The 22,745-nt window shown below is 40.0% G+C and carries 19 protein-coding genes; 3 read left to right on the top strand and 16 right to left on the bottom strand.

The features are described from left to right. Positions 1-46: 46 nt before the first annotated feature. The 10 genes from AC3WU2_RS24325 to AC3WU2_RS24370 form a co-directional block, all read right to left on the bottom strand. Positions 47-1,360, bottom strand: a complete 1,314-nt coding sequence (locus AC3WU2_RS24325) for an ABC transporter substrate-binding protein (protein WP_492457575.1) — start codon at positions 1,358-1,360, stop codon at positions 47-49. 48 nt (positions 1,361-1,408) lie between these two features. After that, the gene (locus AC3WU2_RS24330; RefSeq protein ID WP_492457576.1) at positions 1,409-1,774 is read right to left on the bottom strand and encodes a hypothetical protein; all 366 of its coding nucleotides are present in this window, start codon (positions 1,772-1,774) and stop codon (positions 1,409-1,411) included. A 14-nt stretch (positions 1,775-1,788) separates the two neighbouring features. Beyond that, the gene (locus AC3WU2_RS24335) at positions 1,789-2,763 is read right to left on the bottom strand and encodes a stalk domain-containing protein (RefSeq protein WP_492457577.1); all 975 of its coding nucleotides are present in this window, start codon (positions 2,761-2,763) and stop codon (positions 1,789-1,791) included. Between the two features lie 264 nt (positions 2,764-3,027). After that, entirely contained in the window at positions 3,028-3,174 is a 147-nt protein-coding gene (locus AC3WU2_RS24340) for a DUF6463 family protein (protein WP_492457578.1), read from the bottom strand. A gap of 63 nt (positions 3,175-3,237) precedes the next feature. Beyond that, complete coding sequence (locus AC3WU2_RS24345; protein ID WP_492457579.1) at positions 3,238-3,603, bottom strand: histidine phosphatase family protein; 366 nt, start codon at positions 3,601-3,603, stop codon at positions 3,238-3,240. Further along, positions 3,600-3,851 carry a phosphoglycerate mutase family protein gene (locus AC3WU2_RS24350; protein WP_492457580.1) on the bottom strand — a complete coding sequence of 84 codons (252 nt, stop codon included), beginning with the start codon at positions 3,849-3,851 and terminating at the stop codon, positions 3,600-3,602. Before AC3WU2_RS24350 ends, AC3WU2_RS24345 begins: the two co-directional genes overlap by 4 nt. A gap of 150 nt (positions 3,852-4,001) precedes the next feature. Continuing rightward, positions 4,002-4,226, bottom strand: coding sequence for a hypothetical protein (locus AC3WU2_RS24355; RefSeq protein WP_492457581.1), 225 nt, complete (start codon positions 4,224-4,226; stop codon positions 4,002-4,004). 140 nt (positions 4,227-4,366) lie between these two features. After that, positions 4,367-5,095 carry an anti-sigma factor gene (locus AC3WU2_RS24360; protein WP_492457582.1) on the bottom strand — a complete coding sequence of 243 codons (729 nt, stop codon included), beginning with the start codon at positions 5,093-5,095 and terminating at the stop codon, positions 4,367-4,369. 2 nt (positions 5,096-5,097) lie between these two features. After that, entirely contained in the window at positions 5,098-5,664 is a 567-nt protein-coding gene (locus AC3WU2_RS24365) for an RNA polymerase sigma factor (RefSeq protein WP_492457583.1), read from the bottom strand. Positions 5,665-5,848: 184 nt separating this feature from the next. After that, positions 5,849-7,177 (bottom strand): hypothetical protein, encoded by a 1,329-nt coding sequence (locus AC3WU2_RS24370; RefSeq protein ID WP_492457584.1) that lies wholly within the window; start codon positions 7,175-7,177, stop codon positions 5,849-5,851. Positions 7,178-7,362: 185 nt separating this feature from the next. Between AC3WU2_RS24370 and AC3WU2_RS24375 the strand changes: the two genes are divergently transcribed. After that, positions 7,363-8,301 (top strand): aldo/keto reductase family protein, encoded by a 939-nt coding sequence (locus AC3WU2_RS24375; protein WP_492457585.1) that lies wholly within the window; start codon positions 7,363-7,365, stop codon positions 8,299-8,301. 108 nt (positions 8,302-8,409) lie between these two features. Here the strand turns inward: AC3WU2_RS24375 and AC3WU2_RS24380 are convergent, their stop codons facing one another. The 6 genes from AC3WU2_RS24380 to AC3WU2_RS24405 form a co-directional block, all read right to left on the bottom strand. Continuing rightward, entirely contained in the window at positions 8,410-9,288 is an 879-nt protein-coding gene (locus AC3WU2_RS24380) for an amidohydrolase family protein (RefSeq protein ID WP_492457586.1), read from the bottom strand. Then, on the bottom strand, positions 9,275-12,445 hold the full coding sequence (locus AC3WU2_RS24385) for a GNAT family N-acetyltransferase (protein ID WP_492457587.1): 3,171 nt from the start codon (positions 12,443-12,445) through the stop codon (positions 9,275-9,277). The genes AC3WU2_RS24380 and AC3WU2_RS24385 overlap by 14 nt, the downstream gene beginning before the upstream one ends. A 421-nt stretch (positions 12,446-12,866) precedes the next feature. Beyond that, positions 12,867-14,747, bottom strand: a complete 1,881-nt coding sequence (locus AC3WU2_RS24390; RefSeq protein WP_492457588.1) for a hypothetical protein — start codon at positions 14,745-14,747, stop codon at positions 12,867-12,869. Between the two features lie 258 nt (positions 14,748-15,005). Further along, on the bottom strand, positions 15,006-16,646 hold the full coding sequence (locus tag AC3WU2_RS24395) for a hypothetical protein (protein ID WP_492457589.1): 1,641 nt from the start codon (positions 16,644-16,646) through the stop codon (positions 15,006-15,008). Between the two features lie 81 nt (positions 16,647-16,727). After that, on the bottom strand, positions 16,728-19,613 hold the full coding sequence (locus AC3WU2_RS24400; RefSeq protein WP_492457590.1) for a TrlF family AAA-like ATPase: 2,886 nt from the start codon (positions 19,611-19,613) through the stop codon (positions 16,728-16,730). A 461-nt stretch (positions 19,614-20,074) separates the two neighbouring features. After that, positions 20,075-20,227 carry a hypothetical protein gene (locus tag AC3WU2_RS24405; protein ID WP_492457591.1) on the bottom strand — a complete coding sequence of 51 codons (153 nt, stop codon included), beginning with the start codon at positions 20,225-20,227 and terminating at the stop codon, positions 20,075-20,077. 422 nt (positions 20,228-20,649) lie between these two features. Here AC3WU2_RS24405 and AC3WU2_RS24410 point away from each other — a divergent pair, with 422 nt between their 5' ends. Further along, the gene (locus AC3WU2_RS24410; protein ID WP_492457647.1) at positions 20,650-21,390 is read left to right on the top strand and encodes a LytR/AlgR family response regulator transcription factor; all 741 of its coding nucleotides are present in this window, start codon (positions 20,650-20,652) and stop codon (positions 21,388-21,390) included. A 1-nt stretch (position 21,391) separates the two neighbouring features. Then, positions 21,392-22,663 (top strand): GHKL domain-containing protein, encoded by a 1,272-nt coding sequence (locus tag AC3WU2_RS24415; RefSeq protein WP_492457592.1) that lies wholly within the window; start codon positions 21,392-21,394, stop codon positions 22,661-22,663. Positions 22,664-22,745: the final 82 nt, after the last annotated feature.

The raw sequence follows: 22,745 nt of genomic DNA on the forward strand, positions 1-22,745 counted from the left end.
CAACCTCCAAATTTTCAAACTTCAAAATTCATCATGATTGTGGAACTCAGTTGCTCATATAATCTTGCAAGTTAGATTGGAATTGATTTAACATCTCGGAGACAGTAAGTTTATCTTCATAAACATCAGCAAGGTATTTTAAAGACAGCTCATCGAGTTTTTCAACTACTGGCCGCGGTAACTTTCTCATCTGCGTCATCGTCGTATTCATCATTTGATCCAAATTGTAAAAAGCATGAATGTTATGTTCTCCCTGATCTGAGGAAGGTTCTCGTGCTGATAGCCCCAGTGTATTGACTCGGGAGAATATTTTAGCGTAACCATTTCCATTTACAAAGTTAATGAGCTCCCATGCAGCTTCTTTTTTATTCGATTCTGAATTGATCACAAAAATTTCTTCGATATCCATACCGTTTCCCATATCAGGATGTTCAGCACGAATAGGAAATGACACGACATCCCAATCTATATTCTTATATTGCTCTGCTTTTCGATCGATCAATGTATATAATTTAGAATCATCAATAGCCATTGCAATATTCCCTTTTAAAAAAGGATAGGTACTTGCTAGCGATTTCTCCTGCTTCCATCCCTGATCTTTTACTTGTGCTGTGTAATCTCCACAAGCCCCTATCTTCACGCAATCTATCACACTTTGAAATATTTCATTCCAGGACTGGCTATTCATCGTGATTTCCTTACCATTAAAAAAAGATAATCCCCCACCCCCGCCAATTTTTAAAGCCATTACCATAGGGTTGGAAAAATCTCTATCATATAATCCCAGTAACGGTGTGTTTCGATCAATTTCTTTGGGGAATCGTTTGGCTAATGAAAAAATTTCATCCCAAGTCATAGAGTCATTAGGTAGAGGAATGCCAAATTGATCAAAAAGTTTTTTGTTATAATACACTGCTTTTCCTACAAAAGTGGCCGCAAGACCATATAATTCTCCTGTTTCGTCTTTCAGAAAATTGACCACTGCGGGAGTAATATCTGAAAGTTCAACGTCCGATTTCTTAATAAATGGTAATAGAGGGGTTAACATATTTTTATCTTGTAAAATTTCATAAGAGTCCGTGCTAATCAGTGCTACATCTGGATGCTGTTCTTTAATTACTCTTTCAAATACTTCCGTTTTACTCTCTTTATCTTTCAAATAATCTGTTACGGAAATAACGTCTAGATCCACAACTTTATTATCAATAAGAAATAAATCTCCATATTGCTGATAAAATATATCCTTATTCCAAGCTAATACTTTAATGGTAACTGGAGTATCTAGTGGAGATGGCTTTTTCTGACATGACGTAAGCATGAATAAACAAATAATTAATAATAAATACATTATTCTTTTCATATGTTTCCCCTAAATTAATATTTTTTCATAAGCAAAGCATATCGCTATCTATTTCCAACCCATACTGAATACATCAATCACGGTTTCACCATCAACATCATATAGTGGGATTTCTCGAACACCGCCTGCATCTTCAAGCTTTTTTTGTATAGCTAATGCTTCCTTAGGAGAGTTTGGAATCTCACCGTCCAGGTCCTTTTTCAGTACATATCCAATTGTTCCGTCTTTGCCAAGTGCACTAATTAAATCCGGCTCTGCTTCTGGGAAAGTAGCGTCCGATGCAGAACCATAGGTCGGTCCATTTTTGGGGAATTCAAAGAAGTGTGTAGTACCTGGATGAATACTGATTTTGTTATTTTTACTACCTGTATTGGCATTCGTCCAAGTCGAAGAGTATGATTTCATCTGTTTCATTCAACGGCTCGTAATTATTGCGGTATTTTAATAACTTCCTTCCGAATTTCATCCGGTCGTGTCAGTGTGATTGTCCCGGAAGAGCTCTTCACCTCTCCTGCTATCTCACTTTTACTGCCTGTTTGGGTAACTTTACCACTTATACTGATTTGGCCAGATTCCTCCCAACTGCTATCCCCCATAATGCCGTGGCTGTAGTATAAAAAGGATTTATTGATTTTCGGTGTCGGTCCTGTATGGTCAATGAGATTATCCTTCAATAATTGCTGAATGGAATCCTCTCCGTTCTCATTGATATGAGCCTGCCAGGTCGCCACGAGAAAATCGTCCTGATATTCAAAAAGTGTTACCGTTTCATTCCCTTCAATTGCAAAAAACCGCAACGCCTCTCCCTCGGGAAAGATGAAGGTGGTACTGTAGTCCTCGTACGCATGCAAGGTTTGTAACGGCATATGCTCGTAGTGACCAATCCCCGAGTGAATCGCATCCATGACAAATTTTCTGCTCGTCTGCAGATCACCTGAATAGAGCTCGGCTTTTTGATTCTGATCCAGCGGTGACTGAATGGAGACCGTATTGTTGTTCCAATCGACCTTATAACCATATTGCTCCGATACAAACCGAAGAGGAACATACACACGATTTTTGAAGGTTTTTACAGGAACATCCAAGGGAACCTTCTCTGATGAATCCCCTGTGCTTCCTTCTATTCCAACTGAAGCTGTCTTTTTTCCTACGGTTAGCATAACGGTCTCCGACCATTTGCGGACTGTCACGGTTTTGGATTTCTGATTCCAATCTACCGTGGCGCCTAGTGCTTCAGAGACGGCGCGTAGTGGAACCAGTACCCTGCCTTGATCGTAAATGGGCGGACTGTCGGTTAGAATTTGTTTGTTTTTTACCGCAATGCTTATCCCCCCCGTAGCGAATGCAGTTGAACCGATAGATATTGCGCTAATCATTGCAAATGTATATAGCAACTTTTTCACTTGTGTTTATCCCCCATCGAATGATTGTAGCTCCCCCGTTATCACGCCAAATTGTGTCCAATCAGTCGATATATAGAGGTCTGCGTTCAATATATTAGACGTTAGATACATGAAAATGTTTCCAGATTAAACGAATTCAATCATAGTACATTAACCTGCCAGTTAGCGCAAATAGGCTACCGATCCATGCCGGCAGCCCCGTCTTCGTTACTTATTGAAGAATCGACCTCTTATACCTCGTCTACGAATATATCTCGCACTCAGTTACGCTATACTTGATTGACCCGAATAAGCCCGTTCACCGTCATTCGCGATTTCAGTGATCTGCTGCCAATAAACGACAATCCCGACTACCGTGTGTAACACAGCTGTCCAAGCCAGCATCACACCACTATATTTTTTTAATTTCACCTTAATCGTTTCTCCTCTGTCGATTGGCCCGTTACTAACGAATTTCAGAAGCTTTCAAAAATTCTATAAATGTTTAGTTATATTCTTTTCAGTAATTTTCCATTTGTCGCATATCTTCTCAACCGTATGTACACTTGTATTATCAATAGGAAAGAATGAACATTGGTTGGTCCATTCCTGACCGTTTAAAAAATAATACAAGATATTAATGACACCTCCATGTGTGACTATCAATACATTCGACTGGATTTCTTGATTTTCAAGCTTCATACATAAGTTTTCAAATGAATTTCTAATTCTGTTATAAAAATGTAATGGAGTTTCGCCTCCCGGAAAAGGAGTATCCATCTGTAGAGTATTAAAGTAAATCCCTGGATACTTTTCCTCGGCTTCTTTATTAGGCATTCCAGCTAGCACTCCGTTATTCATTTCTCTCCATTCTTCTGAGTAAATGGTCTCGATTTTGAGAATTTGTTCAATTTTTCCCTTGTTGTTTCAACAGCACGTGCAAGATCGCTGCTCAGGATTGTATGAATACCGTATTGCTCTGGATGACGATATAGATCCTCACCAAGTTTCCTCGATTGAAGGACGCCTTGGTCAATTAACCCCCTGTTACTCCAACCTCCTCGAAATCCCTCTTCATCCATGCCGTGCCTTACTAAAAAAATCTTCATTGTAATGTCTCCATCTAAGTTTAGTTTTCAAATTAATCGTATTTAGTAGTATTCGCTCAGTTATTCAACTCTCCTGCCCTTTACTTCAATAAACGAGAAAGGAGCTGCACGCAAGCAGCTCCTTCACTTTCTTATTTTCCAACTCAAGTTCTACTTTAACTTACCCGTGTCTTCGGCATATTCCCGAAGAATCCAACCACATTGGCTGCAAACGAATAGAATCCGTTCGCTAAGGTGCCGGTATTCCGTACGCTCCGCTCTTTTCATCGGTGTCCGTGAATAGATGCCACCCTCGTTAAAGCTGTGCGCGATCTTGATCTCGCTTCCCGGGCAATCCGAGCATGTCAAAGTTTTTCTGATTTTTTCGAAATCCATTGTGTTTTCTCCTCGTATAACAATTTGAAGTAACACTTCAATTTGGACAGAAAATCATTGATCTTCACCTTCGATATAGTATATTCAATATTATTCGCTAACCTTTCCTATAACTCCTCTAAGGGCTTCATTGCAATGTGTTACACTGATCCGAACATTTTTTCACCGCGAGGCTGGTCTCCCTTGTCGTCCGGTTCAAGCGTAATCCCGATCCGATCAAAATTGGGAGTATCAGATTCCATTGGCAACGTCAGCATGCCGACACCGGCACCTTCAGATGCAACCCGAAACGTTCCTGCGCTGGAGCGAATACCATCCTTAATGAGCCAGACCTGATAGGCTTGATCACCGGTCGTTGGCGTGGCTCCGTAGACATATACCACGAACTGCTTGCTCTTCCCTTTGTCGAGGATGTAGGCGATGCCAGAAGCCTTGGAATCATCAAGAGATTGAGATTGCAGCGGAATAGCTATTTTGATCTGTGATGGGTCTACATACTGCGTTTCAGCAGTCGTTGACATATTTATACGTTCACGATACAACCAGAAGTTCCATGCCGAACCGAAAAGGAACATAGCAATCACCGCAGCGGCAGGAGCTTTTCGCAACCAACGTAATTTTACACTTCGACGGTTTGTCTCAGCAGCAAAAGCCGCCTTCATCACTTGCTGCTTCAAATCTTCTGGCGGTTCGATTTGTTCCATATCTGCGGACATCCTCTCCCATACCGGTTGTAGTTCAGCGGTCTCCGCTTGGCAGGCTTCGCAGCCTGGCAGATGACGCTCAAAGACAATGCGCTCTTCCTCAGTGCATACACCAGATAAATAATCCAGGTACAATTCGCAAACGGATTGTGTTTTCTCGTTCAAGGTCATCCCTCTCCTTCTACGACCAGATGTCTGCGTAATATTTTCAAAGACTGATGCAGCCTGTTCTTCACGGTGCCCAAAGGCTCCCTATAGTGCTCGGCCAATTCTCTCAGGCTGTAACCTCGCCAATAAAAATCCTCTAGAAGCTCGATCTGTTGCTTAGACAAAAAGCGATAGGCATTGCGAATTTGCTCCTTGAGTGACTCTCTCTCCACATGTACTTCAGGTGTGGCCGCTTGATCAGGGATGCTTTCCATTTCTTCGGGGAGATAAGGAATAAGCCCATTGCTGTGCCTGCGCTGCTGGCGCAACCAATCCATCGTCAAATTTCGGGTGATTGTAATTAGCCAACTTGTGAACTTTCCCTTATCTGGATTGAACCCCGAATCCGTCGTCCACAGCCGGACGTAAACGGATTGGACAATATCCCGTGCGGCTTGTTCGTCTCGAGTCGCTTTGCAGGCGAAGGAATAAATGAGGGACACGTAACGATCGTACAAAATGGACAACGCTTCCTGTTCCTTCTGTTTCACGAGCAGCATTAATTCGTAGTCAGATAGATGGTGCATACGGACGAGGCCTCCTTGGTCGCACCGGTTCAATATTTCAACCTGGTTTTACACGCGCAATATTTTTATGGCTAAAAACAAGAAGACATCAGCAAGGAAACCGATGTTACAGTTCCCCTGCTGATGTGGGTAATTACGATTTTGACAAGTCTATAATTTCACTAGTTTATGTTCTGATTACAGTCTACTTAGCCGCTGGTACACCATTGAATTTACCGGGATCAATCACGAACCATACATCCTTCACTTTCTGACCCAATGTGTCGCCATGCTTGACGTCTTTCGCAAAGTAATACAGCGGGGAGCCTTTGAAGGTCGCTTGCTTGGTGCCGTCAGGACGTGTGATGGCGCCGAAGTCTTCCTTATTCAGGGTTGATGGCACACTGCCTTCTATGGTCCCATATACCGGCCAAATCGCAAGACACTCGCCTTCGCAAGCGCTCATTTGCGGCTTATCTTTCGTAAAATAGTATAATGTGCGACCTTGATCGTCTGTCAGATACGGACCTAACTCTGCGTTGGAACCAAGCATAACACGGTAGTCCGGCTTAGCCGCGAACCATACGCCCATAACGCCTTCACCCAGCGTATCGCCAGCTTTATTATCTTTTGCGAACGTATAGAGAGGCCAGCCTTTGTACATCCACTGCTTCGCACCTCCCGCATGCGTCACAACGGTAAAATCTTCAGGATTCATCGAAGCTGGAATCTGTAGTTGATCCGCACTTAGGATAGGCCAATTCGCAAGACATGGCCCTTGACAGGCATCTAAATTCTGAGCATCCTTGGAGAAGTAATAGAGTGTACGGCCTTTACCGTCTACGAGGACAGTTCCAAGTTTGGCGTCCGTACGTATACCAATTCTATCAGGCAGCTTCGCGGAAGCAGGAATGATGCCGTCTTTCTGTAATTTATCAAAAAGCTTCTGTCCATCAGACATCGATCCGTATAAGGATTCAACAAGTGCTGTGGAGACATGATTATTTATCAACGCTGAGACACCAGAGATTTGGTTCATCCCTTTGTCTGCAGCAAAAGATTCTGTATCCTCGTAAGCAAAGTCCTTATCCGATTTATAACCTAGAACCTCAAGCAGTACCTTATACAACTGTTGTGAGCTTACAGGTGCTAGTGGACTGAAATGATTCGCTCCATCGCCCTTCCAACCGTATTGAGGGTTGCTCTTCAGATAAGCAAGAATAGCTTGGTTGTTTGCTCCTACCTGATTCGCATCGTCAAAATTCTCCTTACCCGTATATGCGCTTGCCTCATCAAGCTTCCCCTGCAGCCGCAGCGAGATAATAGCCGCTTGCATACGAGTCGTGCTCTTGGCTAAATATTCAGCGTCAACGCCATTACGGTCACCGTTAAGTAAACCAAACTCAGCCGCCGTCGGTGCGTCCGTTTTTACGTCACCTTTACCTACTGTAGCCTCTTCAGCCATAGCGAGCCCCGGTACCAGCAGCATTGCGCTTAGCGTAACTGCAAGAAGCAGCTTCCCCATTTTTTTCATCCTTTGACAACCTCCTATGAAAATATGATGTTATTAAAAGGTAACGCTGGAATGAACCAAGAGGTTTGAATGTACAGAAAAAAATATTATTTTAAGCACATCTACGATTTTAGAGCATCTCGCCTCTTCAATTGTATATAAATTGGTATAGTACACGAGGAATACGAGTTAAGGAGGACTACCCAATGAAATACAGAAGATTAGGCGGAAGCGGACTTAAAGTCAGTGAAATCAGCTTGGGAAGCTGGCTTACCTATGGAGGTTACGTCGAACGCGAAAATGCAGTGAATTCGATTAAAACCGCCTACGATCTGGGTATTAATTTTTTCGATACGGCGAATGTCTACGAGAATGGAGCCGCGGAAGAACTCGTCGGAAAAGTACTCAAGGATTATCCGCGTGAATCCTATGTACTGGCTACCAAAGCATTCTGGCCCATGGGAGACGGTCCTAACGACCGCGGATTATCGCGCAAACACATTACCGAGCAAGTGAACGCAAGCTTGAAACGTCTTGATCACGATTACATCGACATTTTCTACTGCCATCGCCACGATCCGGAAACACCGCTGCACGAGACACTTCGGGCCATCGACGATCTCATTCGCCAAGGCAAAGTGCTCTATGCCGGCGTAAGCGAGTGGCAAGCATCCGAGATCGCGGAGGCACTCGGGGTTGCCGACCGATATTTATTGGACCGCATCATCGTTAATCAACCCATTTATAATATGTTCGATCGCTATATCGAAAAGGAAATCATCCCGCTTAGCGAACGTTCCGGCATCGGTCAAGTCGTCTTCTGTCCACTTGCACAAGGGTTGTTGACCGGTAAATATACATCCGTCGCCAACATCCCGCAGGACAGTCGTGCCGCCAAGTTGGAATGGGTGCGCGAGGGGATCACGGATGAGAAAATTGCTAAAGTAGCGCAGCTTGCAGAAATTGCTGCGGAGCTCGAGATTTCCGTTGGAAATCTCGCATTGGCCTGGATTCTACGCCATGACAACGTAGCAAGTGCACTTGTCGGAGCCAGTCGTCCGGATCAGGTAACTGAAAATGCGAAAGCATCAGGCATCGAACTAGGCGAAGACGTGCTCCATCGTATTGAAGGTATCCTGCAATAAGTTCGATTGATAATAAAATGCTGCAGAAAATGAAGAAGACGTTAGTCAGATGTATAACATCCGTTAACGTCTTCTTCGGATAAGCGTATTGCGTTATCCCCTCTCGTCTCAGAGCGCCGCAGCAATTCGCTGCTCAATGCGCGGGAACAGTTCAAAGGCATTCTCGTAAAATACTCTCTCGTGGTGCTGCTCAGGCACGAGCCGGCGGACGAATTCCACATACAGGTCAATTGGCGCAAGCGGCCAATCGGTCCCGAACAACATTTTCTCGTAATGATCGGAGTACACTAGCGCCCGGCGGAAATGATCCATGAATAGAGGCTCATTCATGAACCGCTCAAAATGGGGCCGATCACCGACGACGAGGCCGGACAAATCGGCATAGACGTTCGGATTCTTGGCCACGACTTCAGCAGCGTCCATCACCCAAGGATCGCCGAGGTGACAGATCATAAAGTTTACACCACGCTGCTGGTAGGCTAATTCGTCCACAGTGAGTGGGTGTGAATACTTAAGCAATCCATTCTTGGAGTATGTATCTCCGGTATGAATGACCACCGGCAAGCTGTACGCAGCAGCCAGCTCATAGATCGGGGAATAAATTTTGTCATAGACATAGTGGTGATAGTACCCCGCATACAGCTTCATTCCCGCGACCTCGGGAGCTTTTAGCCTCGCTTCGATGCGGTCCAGCTCCGCTTGAGCGTTCTTCCCTGTGAGCATGTTCGGATTGATGCCCACACATTCCATTAGAAATGGCGGTACACGATCTTCCAAGTCAAGGCCCATCGGATTGGGGGAGGTGGAGTCCGGAAAGGCTCCTTTCACCTGCTCCGTGACCCCCATGCCAATGCCGAGAATAACGTCGTTCTTGTCAAATTCAGCCTTGAGGCCAGCGGCCGTGTAATCGACTTTGGACAAGTCCCTCGCTGTTTGATGAAAGCTATCGATATCCGACAGATGAATGTGAATGTCAATAATCGGCATTGGAAATCTCCTTATCGTCAGTAAGATTGGAAAAAGTCAGCTTCTGAAGATCACGGAGATCTTCAAGATGCAGCGCGTTCTCACCAAAGAGCATGAAGGTCGGCTGTGTCCAAGTCGTTGCTCCGTTCAGCAGTGGAAGTTGGTGATTTACGCCATAATTAAACACCTGATTGTTCACATAAAAGGAAGCCCATTGATTAGGATAACGAATTATAGTATGAAGCATGTCTTTACGCGTATCCGCACCAATTCGCAAAAGCCCCTTGGACTCAAGATTTCCTTCCATCTGTCCGAGTAGAAACTTGCCTTCGTTCGGAAGCTCCATCCATCCTTCAGAATAGACAGGTGAGGGCTTGAAGTAATTATCATCAGATAAATTAAACTGAGGCAGAACCATTCCGCTTCTATTGGTCGCCGAATGAAGTACGCAAAGGACAGGTACGCCAGGCAGCATAAGGTAATGCTGGTTGATCGTAATCCCCCGATTGGCTTCCTGTTTCTCGATGGAAGTGGTTATTCGGAGTCCCTTCCAGACATTGCCCTGGTCATCTCTCGTCTCCATCCACCCCATGGTTCTCGGCTCCTGCTGCCGGCTGAATCCACCGATGCCGGGAATTTCCACACCGAGTCCACCGTACCAAGGATTCCACCATGAACGGGGTACCGCTTCTGGATAGGAGCTGTCAAGCCATTCTCCCCCACCATACTTCAGGGAATGCACGCAGCTCCCGAATGCAGGAGCAGCCGCAATCGAGATCACGCCGTTGCTGACCGCGTAGACGGGCCCTCCTGGTCCTTCCTCAATATCGCAAGCGATGGTCGATGCCGTCTGAGGCAACCACAGGCCCGACCGCTTCTGAACGCGATCCTCACCGCGATATACGGCCCGAACCTTCCAAGCAGATCCGCTATGTCTTTGTAATTCCGATGGCTGAGGTACATACTCGCAGCTTGCAACGCGCATATCCTTCTCACGACTCAAATCCATGTCAGCGACCTTCTTCTGCTCTCCGTCATCGCTCTGGATGAACAGTTCAAGGCTCCCAGCAAGCGGAATCATCTTCCGTTCGCTTAGTTCTGCCTGAAGTGCTCCCGCAGCGAACGGATTCCCGCCACCGATCGTGAATGCTAGATGATCGTCGAGCACCGGGGTGACTTTATCCCGCTGCTTCCTTGCGAAGGAGCGGAAATCCGACCAATTCGCAAAGGTATTCAGCGCAAACACTGTCGTCTTCGTGCGCACAACTTCTCCGGCGGCAATGAGGCCAAGATGATGCTCAAGCCCAAGTGTGTACTCTGGTCGAAGCAGCTTCAGAGAATCATCCCAGCAGATCCCGCAGGTGCTGTTCTCTTCCTTGCAGAACAGCCAATTCTCCGTGATCTGTGCGCTATCCCAATGACTCGGGTCGCTGGCATAAGCATCGCCCATATCTACGTAATGGCCCTGGTATGGCAGGATGAGGCGCTTACCGAAGAAGCCGAAATTCGTTAGCGCGTACATAGGCTCTTCCAGCGCTTTTCCGCTGTTATTGCAAATTTCGTTATGAAACTCGACGATTCCATTCGCATACAGCTTGACCACCGTTTTGATCTCTACGCCCGGGAACTCTTCCGATGCGTAGATCGCTTCGAGCACTTGGCTCTCGTTTTCCGAATAAATCTTCACTTCGCTGGCTTGTTTCTTGGAGAATTCTTCAGCGAACGGCTTGCCTAGCTTCGGATAGGTCCACCAAAAGTTGTGGCTGGAGCCGGGATATTCGATCCACATGCTATTGTCGATCTTGTTGAGGTGAAGTGAATATGCGCCGTTCACGGCGACCCATTGCTCTCCGTTCTCCCCTCCATAGCGCCCATATATTCCCTTCACGAGAACGGATAGTCTGCTATTGAAAGAGACCGCGCGCTCACCCACAGGAACGGCCGTCACCTCAATATCGTGTGCGTAGAGTCCATAAGAACGCAGGATGAAGGGTACAGGGATAGAGGCTTTGCTCTTCGCCGGAACTTTGAAGTGTACCGCACGTTCAGTCCATTCCAAGCATTCATCTTCCGGCAAATTAAGAGCGAACTCCGCTTCCAAGGTGAAATTATTCTCCACGTTCAGATACAATTCTGCCGGCGAACCCGGATATAATTCACGGGTCGGAAGCTCCATTTTCATCTTGAGCGGGAATTTGGGGGCGACACCGATGCGGAACGCCGCCCGTCTACCACCGATAACCCATTCGCTCTTTACGACAGGATGAGTCTTCTTCGCATTCTGCTCCTCCCGAACGGGATCCAGCGCAAACTCGCCTTCCACGATGACCGTTTCGCCTGGGGCAAGCGTTGGCGCAGCGTCTAGGTCAAATCGAATATTCTTGTCGTTATGACCTTTGATCTCAATCGCCAGATCCGATGCAGAGCGATTCGTGATGTGGTAGCGAATCTTATAGGCGGAGCCAAACACAAGATCATGATCATCCAACTCTGTGTAAATTGCATAGTCAGGTGTGTCGAGCGCAGTTAATCCGCGACCCGTCTTCTCAAATGATGCTCGCAAGAAAAGATCGCCCTTTTGCCAAGTATAATCAAAATAATCAAAACCCCGCTCCTGGCGGCCATCCGGCTCAATGACAAGTTCGCGCGTGCTGTCGGCATACCAATCGAATTCCTCGAAATAGGGAGCAAGGGCTTCGGTTTGCAGTACGGTAGGAATGAAGTTCATCAGATGGACGTAATCATCACTTTTTTCCCAGAAGAACCCGCATTTCTTATACATCGGCACTGCCTTCGTATTACCTGGCCAAGTAAACAGATCAAGGCGAGGCCACCCCGCTTCGACTGTTCTGCGGACGGCGTTCAGAATCAAATTGCGACCGACCTTGTGACCGTGATAATCGGGACGCACATTCAACAACGGTACATACAACGCGCCTTCGTCATGACGATAGTGTGAGAAACTGCAGAATCCAACTACCTCTTCGCCATCGACGGCGATAAATAGATGCAGGTGAGAAGAAATCTCCAACTCTCGACGCACACTGTCCTCTGTTCTCTGATCGGTTCCACCGCCCCAGCTTTCGTTGCTGCGGTTCCACATCTCCGCGAGCGCTCCAGCGTAGGAAGGATCATATTCGATAATGCGGATGCGTTCCGCGGTCATATTTGAAGTCATGAGCTCATCTCCTTGTTTCGCAGTAATGAATATGTATCGTATACAATACGATTGATCACAATGATAGTTTCGTGAAATAACGCCTATTAAGTTCTTATTATACCATTATTTGGAAGTGTTTTGCGAGAAAGAGGCATCTATTCTCATCAACAAATAACTTACGCCAGCCAAGGCCGTGAAAGTTTCTAAAAAAATGACCCACGCGAACCTCCCATCAATGACAGGTACGTGTGGGTCAATAAATAGCTATACGCAATAGATAAGAAGAAAGGCTTTGTCGCGCTTGACGGTTTCAAAAGCCTCGTCCGAGGTTATAGCCTCGACAAACGGTTCCTCATAATGACTCTATAAATCAACCTACTGTTTTCGCAAGTTAAAGTATCGAGGATTATAGATTAAATTGTAAAATTCATAACTATTCTCATTCTTTTGAATTAAGCATCATTTTAATTGTTTCGGGATATAGTCTGGCATCTTCATTATCAGGATATTTTCTGCATATATCTAGGGCTTCATTTAGTAGGATCTCAACTTTTTCAAAACTATCTTGCTCTTGATTAAGAGATACTACCGCAGAATAAACTAAAGTATCTACCATTTGCATTCCAATTTTATCATTATTAAATGAACCTATCTGACGAAATAGATTAAGCGCTTCATCACAGTACAATTTTGCAGAATCAAAATCCTCAGTAAAAATATAAGTTGCACAGATATCTCGATATAATTCTGCTATATCTGCAATGAAAAAATCTTTTAAAGAACTGTCAATTTTTTCAGTAATCGGGACAATCTTTAAATATATATTTTGAGCTAATTTATAATCACCAGAATAAAAGTAAAATGAACCAAAGTAAGTTCCAAATTTAAACACAGGCTCCATATAATTATCATTGTTGTTAGAAACAAGTATTCTCTCAAAAATTTCATTACCTTTTAATAAAAACTCTAGTGCCTTACTCCTATTTCCCAAGTTATTATAGCTTACTCCTAAATTAGTTAAAACTAATAATTGCATTTGCACAAAATAGTGATTTTCTAGTCCATTAATGGATTCAGCAATTGAATTTATTGCTGATATGCAAACATTAGCTTCTTCAAGATATTTAATTGATTCCTCTGAATCACCTATACTATAATAACAGGCACCGATATTCTGAAGTATAATAGCCAAAATTGGGGAATGTCCATAATTACCCAACTCACGCTGAACTAAACATAAATTCAAACCCTCATCAAAGCAATTACCTGCAGCATCAAAGTCGCCTATATTATAATAAATAGTACCAATTGATTCTAAGCAAATGACTAGCTTTATAGCGTACTCTTCAGAAATTAACGGGTCGATCTTTCTATAGACCTGTAATGCTTTTTCAGCACTACTTTTTGCTTTTTCAATCTCTGACTCTAACAAAAATATCTTTGCTCTAAGAAGCCAACTATCAGCATTTTGTTCTAGAAGTCTAAATAGCTCCACTTCTCTTAGAAGTATCCCATCCAATTCACTTTCTAATTCTGATTCACTAAGCAGAGATTTGGCTTCTTCTAAGTTGCCTTTAAATAAGCAATCAAGTGCTTTTAAGTATAAATCTGATGATTTACTAAAATCCATTGCATCTAAACTAAGTGCTAATTGAGAAATTTTATCTTCCAACTCACCTTTTTGAGTATTTAACACTTCAATTCGGTCTTTGAACTTTTGGATTTCCGTATCATAATAAGCTTCACTTCTAGAAATAATTTTTTCCTTATCTGTGATGCGTGCTCTTAATTCAACTATTTCTTTTTCTAATTCAATATACTTAGGAAATTTTAATAAGAATTTTTCTTTATGCTCGTTCTGTGATGTGACAATGTTATGTATACATACTTGCTGTTCCCAAGTAATTTTCGCTTTTCTTATTTGATTAGCTGTTAATTTATTTGTGAGCATTGGAGGTCTATGAGCCAGATCATGGTCGTTTAAGCAAAGTACCGCTAAGTTATCATAACTATTATCTTGAGAAACTTCATACTCAACTATGTGATGAATAATATAACTATCGGATTTCATTCCTTTACAACAGCAACAAACAAAATTGCTATTTTCTAATAATCTTTGAACGACTTCCTCTTCAATCGGTTGTCTATTAACACATTTTTTAATCCAAACTATCTCTTCATGATCTAAATCATAGTGTTCAATTAATGTGGATATTTTGGTAGCACGAATAGTAGTAACTGGTAATCCCATAGATTCATATTTAAGCGATTTGTCTATAGGTACTCCATATTTTATGTAAGTATCCGCTATCTTACCCATGTATGTTCTCTCCAATCTTCTTTTCAGAATGAATTATATAGAGTGAACTTAAGAATATAACTTGTTATACTGGCGAAATCCTTGGCTTACAAGGGTTTCGTTGGCACCGAATGGTCATTCTTATGTTCAGCTTATATAATATAGAAATTATCTGAATGGCTCTGTTGGAACAACTCCTTAAATATAACCATTCGCATAGTTTTCCATCCCCTCTCAATACTATTTAAGTCCTATATTTTTTGATATTACATTTCCGAATCATTCTGGTTGCCAGTCTTCTAAGTGGGAGAAATTAATTATTTTTTTATTTCTTGTTATAACGGGATATCTAGAAATCACAAAATGTTCAATATCTCTAATCCCCGTTATGGAAGTTATTAAATATTCTCTGTTCTCTTCCTTAATTAATGCGTTCTCATAATATCGACATAATCTCCTATTAATTCTACCTATTTTTTTATAATCGTAGTTCACTTCTGAGATATCAACAAAATTATTTTTGCATTGAAAATTAAATAACTTATTATCTTTAATAGTAATAAGATCAAACTCTTTATGATTAATTCTAGTTATTCCTGTTGGTTGATATCCTTTAGCCTCTAAAATCTTTGAAACTTTATCTTCAAAAATAAATCCTGAGTGGATTTGAAAAGTCCTGTTCTTCAAAAGCGATTGTGATAATGTCCTGTAGACAAACCTTGTTAGCAAAACTATAGTTGTGTAATATACTCCATCAACTTTCTGAAATGGAGAATAACTATTTAGGTTTTTAAAATAATCATCTGAAATAAAATGGAGTACAAAAGATTTATATTTACAAGCAATGGTATTAAATATATCTTCTTCAATTACTATATGAAAATCGTCCCTAAGGTAAATAGCAATATCATTTAATAAAGAACTTAACTCTCTATATTCAACGTTATCTTTTATTTTATATTTATCGAATGCTCCTTCAAATAATGCCATAGTATTAGCAACTTCACTAAATGAAAATAATTTATTATCTGCTTTAGTAAGCATGTTGGGGAGAGTAACAAATTCAGGTCGTAATTCAATTTGGTCAATTAATGAAAGTCTTTCAGGCTCCATAAAAAAACCTTCCAAGTGGTCATACTCATAATTACGGTTTGCTATGTATCCGTCAGAATACATTTCAAAATCAGGTAAACAATGATTTAACAGTAAATTGTAATACGCAGTTGTTATATTAACTAAACAGATATCGATTGTATAATGTAAAGAATTTAATGTATCTATATAAGGCACTGTCTTGTTGCCATGAGCAATCTTTGGTATCAAATTTAATGTTGTCACATAATACGCTCGTCTTGATTGAAGATAGTTAATTGCATTATAGGTACCTGATAAATCTAAAGTAACACCCTGCTGGTTAAAAAGGCCATGTTCTTTATATGAGCTATCAATAGCAAAACACATCAACGCCATTTGTTGAAATCGCACTGCAACATTTTTCTCAAATCGTTGTTCTAAAATATCAATAACTTTTTTTATTTTGAATTGGTTCCTTAAATCAAGAAAATCAAAACTTAATTCTAGAAAACAGTTGATTTCATTATCATTGCTAAGTTCCATTGGAATGTTGATTATCTCGTCTATCGACCTTACTGTCGAGCGCCAATTACTGTAAAGTTGTTTTGGTTCATACTCCGAAACAGTCTTGTAGAAATTTTCCATATGATATTTAATAGATTCTTCAAATATGGTATTGAGTTGCTCCCCCTTGATTATTCCTACTGGAAATTTCATTTCTTTATTCACCTCCGAAGTTGGACCTTTAAAAAACCCATAGAGCGAGACACAAAGTAAATAATCCCATATTAAAAATCTCATAAAATCAAGCACTGAATCAGCAAAACAAGAAAGCGACATCCGCAACAATCCACCTCCCAAGGTTGATTGTTGTTGATGGTAACTTGAGAGGCGGCAAATAATAAGTTTTTAATGAATATTTTTTCTTTATACCACCATAATGTATTTACTTGTCCTGTTGTCGAAAGCAGGCCATGTTCCTTCAAGAATGTCTACAATTTTATTATTAACCTCAATATTTTCAATTGATCCTGTCAGATAATTCACTTTGTTTGCACTCTTTTTATCAATAGAACTATAAATCACTTGTTCCGCATCACAAACAACTGCTAAGTTCGGGTTATGTGTAACAATAAATATTTGTCTTCTATTTTTTGCTTCTTTGATGCAAGGAACCAACAGTTCAAAAACAGATTGATTATCCAGATTTTCCTCAGGTTGATCTATTATTAAAGGTCGGTCATCACGATCAACTAAGAGATAAAACATTAATAACAATGCCCCCTTTTCCCCCGGCGAAAGTTTGTCAATTTCTTTATCTCCAAGCTTTAAAGCATAGATTGGTGATAAATAGCTCAAATTAAACAAAAAATCATAAAGTTCTTGTTTGGTCATTCCTTTTCGAAGCTGCAACTCAACAGGTATGATAGATTTAGAAGAATCTCTTTGATCAGTCTCTAGGTTTAGAATAACTTCATCGATAAAAGATATGATGGATTTAAAATCAAGAAACTCATTTCTATCAATAATTTCTTTTAACCTTCTATTACCGTCCTCAGCTCCATAAAAGGATCCTCTAGAATTCCCAACCATATTGAAAAAAACATCCACGAAAGAGCTTAGTACTATTGATACTTCAAAATTAAGTTGATATTTTTCTCTGATCAAATGATGGGCACTTATTGCATTTTGAACAGGATTATAAAGATCTTGATAAGTTGATATTAGATTTTGAATCAAATCGAAAATTTGGTTCGAAAGGTGCTTTCTGAACTCTTTAGCCTCAACCAGTTTATTTGGTAACACTGTATCAAGTTCATTAAATTGGTTCCGTATGTAGCTTAGAGAATTTGGTGTAAACGTATCTCCCATTAATTCCTTCTCTACTTTAATCCACTCTTCAATTTTACCCAAGTATTCTTGGTAGAGTTTATTTGGTTTATCAAGTTTGTCTTCCAATTGTCTTAATTTTTCGTCAAGCAATCCATGAACAATATTAAATGATCCACCAGAGTTTCCATCTAAATATTGAGCAAGCTTATCCAGCTTCTCATTAATTTCTTCTTGATTTGACAACAGTGTAAACTTATTTATTTTCAAAGAAATAACTTGTTCTTGATTTATCCCCAATAACTCTAAATGTTCACCTAAATCTTTTGATAATTTATCAAATTGCAACATAAAATTATCAATTTTCCCAAGCGCACTTTTCACTGCTTCTTGTTTTTTAACAAGAATCTTTCTTTCTTCTATTTTTTTATATCTGTCATCTTGAAGCTGAGCCTTTTGGTAATTAAACAAGCTTACTTCTTTAGTCAATTCAGCATAACCGCTATCCTCTTGATTTTCACTTAATGGCTTTTCTACCTCCTCTGGCATCATTTTTATATGTTGGTCATACTCAATTTGTTTTGCTTTTAGTTGTTCATTTATCTGTTCTCGGTAACTACTTGTAAGTTTAATTTCTATTTCACATATTGAAGAATTAACTTCACTAACTTGTCTTCTATAAATATTCATTTCCTCAGACAGCTCTTTAGTCTTTAAATTCAGTAATTGGTCAAAGGTTTCACAACCGAGTCTATTTTCTATACTAATATGAGAAAAAATAACTTTTTTTATTTCGGCATCAAAACTGTTGCTACTAGCAACATTCATTTCATTACATAATTTCTCCAAATATTGCTGAGGGATGTATTTTACTCTTTCCACTTCAGTATCAAGCACATTTTCGGATAGTTTTTTTGTAGATGTATCTTCACTAGCCCATTTTAAAGTCGCTTCGAAGTGCTGTGAGATATTGTTTTTTGAATTCCTAAATTTCTTATCATTTAAGAATTCAAACGAATTATGTGAACACCCTCCTAGAAGTCCAAGTATATCAACTAAAGCACTTTTTCCATTTCCTTTGTTGCCGATAATGGAAACAAGCCCTGAATTAAACTTTACCTCACATTTATCAAACCAAGTATCTGTTAATTTATCGTTTATTTTTTTAACAATAATTGAATCTATAATTTTGGTTTTTTTTGTTTCATAGTTTACTATTTGTTCTGGTTTTATTCCTAATTTTATTCTATCTTTGGACTCTGTAATTGCCTGTTTCAAACCTTTATATGTTAAATCAGATTTAATCCATAGACTTGCTTTTGTTTGATACTCTCTTATCAAATGGTTATCTGAACAAATAATTAAAGGAAAGCTTTTACCTAGATGAGGGAAAACAATATTTTGGTAATCGGTCACATCGTCTAGTTGACCAACTTCGAATACGTCAATATATCCACCTTCTACTAGATCTTTCTTTATGGCTTGCTTGTATTTATGATTATTACGAATACTTTCAATACCATTTGTTTTTTTACCCGCGTGTACTGTTACAACTCCACCTAGTTCATGTATTAGTTTGGACGATTCTTTAAAATCACAATATACAAAATCGTCACCTTTCCTCTTAATATCTGCAGAAGTAATCTCAAGCTTGCCCTGTATTTTTACCGATATATCCTCAACATCTGAATCTTCTGGAAAAATTCCGATAAAATGTATCGATTCACTTCCACCGAGTTCAGACCTTAATTCAATACCTGGAAATACAGTAATTCCTTTTTCTTTTCCCAATCGTTGAAGTTCTTCTATTCTGTGTACGTCCATTACGTGGTGATCTGTTATTGCAACAGCTTTAATCTCTTTTACCTCAAGCATCTCTATTATCTCAACATTAGTAATTGACTTGTCTTGATAGTCAAATGAAGATGGAGTATGGAAATGCAAGTCCCATTTTCTCCATTTAGATCCCCGAACATCATTCATTTTTACCCCTCCTTTATAGGTATATTATACCACCTAATAAGTAAAAGAGCAGCGAAAATAGATATTGTATGTCAAAATTTGACATACAATATCTATTTGATATTCCCTATCTCTCACATTCATTCTACGCATGACAGTCAGAAAACTTAACAAAATAAAAACAAGAACGGAGCACATGACCAATCCATGCTCCGGCTTGTTCTATTTCAGATTATTTTGAATAAATTCCCGCTCCAACTTCTTCAGATACCTAAGTAAAATTCCCAAAGGAACTACAGGTACATGGAACGAAGGATCCTCAGCTTTTAGACTGAACCATCCGGAATCATTTTGTTTGTTACTCCGAATTTCCCGGCTTTGCAATATCATCAAAGGCTAAGTGGCTGCTCTTCTTCTTCATCATTCAATGCTTACTGTAACTCTTGTAAATTTGCTTCATTTAATATTGCTTCCTGCTGTGACTAATCTTCTTGCTGATCTTTGCTATTCCATTGTTCAGAAACAATCTCCTGCTCTTCTTGATTAATCGGCTTTTCATTTAAATTCTCATTAGCTACCTCATTTGGAGTTGATTCTTCCTGGGCCATATGGTTCAGCGGTTGCTCAGCAAACACGTTGCTGCTGACACGGCTAAAATAATGGAATTCGATAATGATCTTGAGGATTGATGGAGCAAAAAGAGCCTAATCTTTCTTTAACCAAGTTGGACTGTAGCTTACCCGTTGGCCGAACAAGTTCTGGCATATGTTTGGCGATCGTGTCAGAAATCGATACCTTTCCTTGAAGAAATGAGATGAATAATGGCATACCATCCAATCAATCGCCTTGGATCAACTCAGCTTTCCTCCACAATTTCAGCGCTCATGCCCTTACATCTGCGGAAAAATCCCCTCATTGTTATTCCAAACGAAAAAAGTCATTTGAGGGATTCAAAATTGCATTTCAACGAATCGTTACCTATATAAAGTCTAAACGTTGTATTATGCTTACATAGAGTTCTAGAATAAAGGTAATGAAAATAAGAGGTGTATCATTGATGTATAAAGTGGCTATCTGTGATGATGAGGACAAACAAAGAGAACTCGTTAAAAACATTTTGATTACTTTGTCGATAAAGACAAATATCGATTTTGAAATCGAATTATTCGGCTCGGGAGAGCAGTTAGTATCCTATTATGAGCAACATGGCACTCCATTCCATATTCTAATTATGGATATTGAAATGGGTGGAATGAACGGGATTCAAACAGCCCATAAGATCAGAGGGTTAAATAACCTAGATGAACAAATTATTTTTCTGACAAGCTACCCTGAATACATGGTGGAAAGTTTTGACGTCATGACATTCCAGTACTTGATTAAACCCATAGCCCCCATCATCTTGGAGGAGAAAATCATCAAGCTGTGCCAATACTTTCAAGCACTTGATAAAAAGTTTATGGTCATCAAGTCAGCCTATGAAGAAATCGTTGTAAAATATGATGACCTCATCAGTATTGAAGCTGCCAAAAGCTTAACCATAAAAAGTAAACTGCATTTTATTACTGCGAATCAAACCTATGAAAGCAAAGGCACCATTTCAGATTATGCTGTGGCCTTAAAAGACTGTAACTTCTTGCAAATCCATCGTTCCATTATTATTAATCTGCTTCATGTGAGGAAGTTTGCTAGCGGAGTTGTTCTAATGTCCAATGGGTTGGAATTACCCATAGGCCGTTCTAAAATCAAAGAGGTTAAAGATGTTTACACCAAATTTATGATTATGAAGGTCAATTGATATGATTCAAAATAATTTTCTTATTGTCTTTAGCATTGTACTTCTGATGGGTATTCAAGTTAATTTTTTCTTCAACTCGATTTTTGATAAATCAGCTAAAAAACAAAACCGATTCATTTACTTCATTATCTTTGGGTTGATCGATTACCTATATCTAGTTTTTCCCGTCACTCCTTTTTTATCTTCGATTCTCACCTTGCTAATGATATTTAGTTTTTCGCTATCTTATAAAGTAGAATTTAAAACCAAGTTCACTTTTTCAATACTTTACGCTGTTTTAATGTCTCTCGCTAATTTTATATCCCTTTATCTTTTTTATACCATAGATTCAGTTGACTTTAGCTTTGATCCTGTAAATGAACAAGATCAAATAGCCAACACGAAAGCTATTTTACTCGGTTGTGTGATCATGTTTGCGATCATTCAGATCATACGACTAGTTGCAAAACGCAGAAATTTATCTTTGGATAATCGTTACTACGTATTATTCTTGGTTATTCCTATCGTAAGTATATACCAGCTGAGTATTCTAACTTATAAGGACGTTTATTCTTTCATTTCCGTTATTGGATTTCTTTTCTTGAATGTGATGATCGTCTATATTTTTGATCATATCGTTGAGAAATTTCAATTCATGCATGAGAATACTCAGTTGCAACATCAGATGGATTATCAGGATGCGAATTATGAAAAAGTCGTTCACAGCTTCAAATCCATTAAAAGAATCATTCACGATACGAATCAACAGTTTTTGTATATTGAAGAGTGTATTAAGCGAAATGAGTTATCAGCAGCCATGGAACATATTAAGACTACATTAAATAAAGTCGAGGGAGCCTATCACCGGGTGAATACGGGGAATCTGGTTATCGATGCTCTTGTCACGAATACGCTTAATATTGGACAAGCCAATGGCATAAGAATAGATACGAAGCTTAACTTATGTTCACAAGAAGTCCATATTGACCGTTATGACTTATGTGTTGTCATTGGAAACATGCTAGATAACGCAATAGAAGCTTCTAAAAAGTTGAAAATCGCAGAAGATAGGTACATGCTTATCAAAATACATTCTACCGAGTCTACCCTTCTCATTCACATCTTGAATCATATGGAGAATGAAGTTGTCCACTTATACAGCCACAAACCAAACCCGGAATTTCATGGTATTGGATTAACAAACATAGCTAGAATCTGCGACAAGTACGGTGGTCATATGACCATTGAAACGAAACATAACGTATTTCATAATATGGTCCTACTGCCATTTTAAACGAACTATCCTTAGACAACATGTTGTTTAGGGATTGTTTTTTTCGTTTCAGGGTGATTTTTAATATAGCAGCCTTCTTCCT

This window comes from Paenibacillus sp. EB106-05-06-XG162, assembly GCF_058791655.1.

What these genes read in the sequence shown, in the direction of transcription:
- AC3WU2_RS24410 (WP_492457647.1), top strand. Translation starts at nt 20,650, where the DNA reads ATGTATAAAGTGGCTATCTGTGATGATGAGGACAAACAAAGAGAACTC.
- AC3WU2_RS24345 (WP_492457579.1), bottom strand. Translation starts at nt 3,603, where the DNA reads ATGAATAACGGAGTGCTAGCTGGAATGCCTAATAAAGAAGCCGAGGAA.
- AC3WU2_RS24390 (WP_492457588.1), bottom strand. Translation starts at nt 14,747, where the DNA reads ATGGGTAAGATAGCGGATACTTACATAAAATATGGAGTACCTATAGAC.
- AC3WU2_RS24365 (WP_492457583.1), bottom strand. Translation starts at nt 5,664, where the DNA reads ATGCACCATCTATCTGACTACGAATTAATGCTGCTCGTGAAACAGAAG.
- AC3WU2_RS24385 (WP_492457587.1), bottom strand. Translation starts at nt 12,445, where the DNA reads ATGACTTCAAATATGACCGCGGAACGCATCCGCATTATCGAATATGAT.
- AC3WU2_RS24325 (WP_492457575.1), bottom strand. Translation starts at nt 1,360, where the DNA reads ATGAAAAGAATAATGTATTTATTATTAATTATTTGTTTATTCATGCTT.
- AC3WU2_RS24400 (WP_492457590.1), bottom strand. Translation starts at nt 19,613, where the DNA reads ATGAATGATGTTCGGGGATCTAAATGGAGAAAATGGGACTTGCATTTC.
- AC3WU2_RS24380 (WP_492457586.1), bottom strand. Translation starts at nt 9,288, where the DNA reads ATGCCGATTATTGACATTCACATTCATCTGTCGGATATCGATAGCTTT.
- AC3WU2_RS24350 (WP_492457580.1), bottom strand. Translation starts at nt 3,851, where the DNA reads ATGAAGATTTTTTTAGTAAGGCACGGCATGGATGAAGAGGGATTTCGA.
- AC3WU2_RS24415 (WP_492457592.1), top strand. Translation starts at nt 21,392, where the DNA reads ATGATTCAAAATAATTTTCTTATTGTCTTTAGCATTGTACTTCTGATG.
- AC3WU2_RS24330 (WP_492457576.1), bottom strand. Translation starts at nt 1,774, where the DNA reads ATGAAACAGATGAAATCATACTCTTCGACTTGGACGAATGCCAATACA.
- AC3WU2_RS24355 (WP_492457581.1), bottom strand. Translation starts at nt 4,226, where the DNA reads ATGGATTTCGAAAAAATCAGAAAAACTTTGACATGCTCGGATTGCCCG.
- AC3WU2_RS24370 (WP_492457584.1), bottom strand. Translation starts at nt 7,177, where the DNA reads ATGAAAAAAATGGGGAAGCTGCTTCTTGCAGTTACGCTAAGCGCAATG.
- AC3WU2_RS24375 (WP_492457585.1), top strand. Translation starts at nt 7,363, where the DNA reads ATGAAATACAGAAGATTAGGCGGAAGCGGACTTAAAGTCAGTGAAATC.